The sequence below is a fragment of the Streptomyces boncukensis genome, from assembly GCF_011045075.1.
In the GTDB taxonomy this organism is placed as follows: domain Bacteria; phylum Actinomycetota; class Actinomycetes; order Streptomycetales; family Streptomycetaceae; genus Streptomyces; species Streptomyces boncukensis.
Genome location: NZ_JAAKZZ010000943.1, coordinates 1 through 1491, shown reverse-complemented (window position 1 = coordinate 1491; position 1491 = coordinate 1). Strand labels below are relative to the sequence as shown.

Annotated in this window: 1 protein-coding gene; it reads left to right on the top strand. The window is 70.2% G+C overall.

Annotated elements, in window-relative coordinates; translation table 11 throughout:
- Window positions 1-265 precede the first annotated feature (265 nt).
- Entirely contained in the window at window positions 266-1468 is a 1203-nt protein-coding gene (locus G5C65_RS37185; RefSeq protein WP_165303448.1) for an IS110 family RNA-guided transposase, read from the top strand.
- Window positions 1469-1491 lie beyond the last annotated feature (23 nt).

Here is a 1491-nt window from a genome sequence, read left to right as displayed (position 1 = left end):
CCCCCGTTATGGTCTTCGCGGTCCTGCAAGAGGGCTGCTGGCCTCCGGGCCCGGCATGGCTGTTCCCCCCTGTTGGAAGTCGATGACCTGGGGGGTGGTGCCACCGGGCCCGAGAGGCGCCGTTGGAGACGCTGATGAGAGGTCCGACACCGCCCCGCCGGGCGCAACGCCCGGCCTCACGCGGGCGGCAGGTCTGCATAACGTGGATGCGCGCACGGCGTCAACGCCCCGGCCAGCACCGTACGAACCCGTTCGGGAGGACGGCTTGAACGACAGTGATGAGGCAGGCGTCTTCCTGGGCCTGGATGTCGGCAAGAGCGCCCACCACGGGCACGGACTCACCCCGGCCGGCAAGAAGGTCTTCGACAAGCAACTGTCCAACACCGAACCGAAGCTGCGGGCCGTCTTCGACAAGCTCCGAGAGAAGTTCGGCACCGTCCTGGTCATCGTGGACCAGCCCGCCTCCATCGGTGCCCTGCCCCTGACCGTCGCCCGCGACGCGGGCTGCAAGGTGGCCTATCTGCCGGGCCTGTCGATGCGGCGGATCGCCGACCTCTACCCGGGCGAGGCCAAGACCGATGCCCGCGACGCGGCCGTGATCGCGGACGCCGCCCGGACCATGCCGCACACCCTGCGCTCGCTTCAGGCGACCGACGAGATCACCGCCGAGCTGACCGTCCTGGCCGGATTCGACCAGGACCTCGCGGCCGAGGCCACCCGCACCTCCAACCGGATCCGCGGCCTGCTCACCCAGTTCCACCCCAGCCTGGAGCGCGTCCTGGGCCCCCGGCTCGACCATCAGGCCGTGACCTGGCTGCTGGAACGCTACGGATCCCCGGCCGCGCTGCGCAAAGCCGGACGCCGCAGGCTCGTCGAGCTCATCCGGCCCAAGGCCCCGCGCATGGCCCAACGGCTGATCGACGAGGTCTTCACCGCGCTCGACGAGCAGACCGTCGTCGTCCCGGGAACGGGCACGCTCGACGTCGTGATCCCGTCTCTGGCCCGCTCGCTCGGCGCCGTCCACGAACAACGACGGGCGATGGAAGCCCAGATCACAGCCCTGCTGGAGGACCACCCTCTTTCGAAGGTCCTGACGTCGCTGCCCGGCGTCGGCGTCAGGACCGCCGCCACCCTGCTGGTCACCATCGGCGACGGCACCGGCTTCCCCACCGCCGCCCACCTGGCCTCCTACGCCGGTCTCGCCCCGACCACGAAGTCCTCGGGGACCTCGATCCACGGCGAACACGCACCCCGCAGCGGCAACCGGCAGCTCAAACGCGCGATGTTCCTGTCCGCGTTCGCCGCCCTGCACGACCCCGCCTCGCGCACCTACTACGACAAATGCCGGGCCCGGGGAAAGACCCACACCCAAGCCCTCCTCCGCCTCGCCCGCCACCGCATCAGCGTCATCTTCGCGATGCTCCGCGACGGCACCTTCTACGAACCCAGAACCCCCCGCCTCGCTTGACGAAGGACATAGAGGCACCCCCC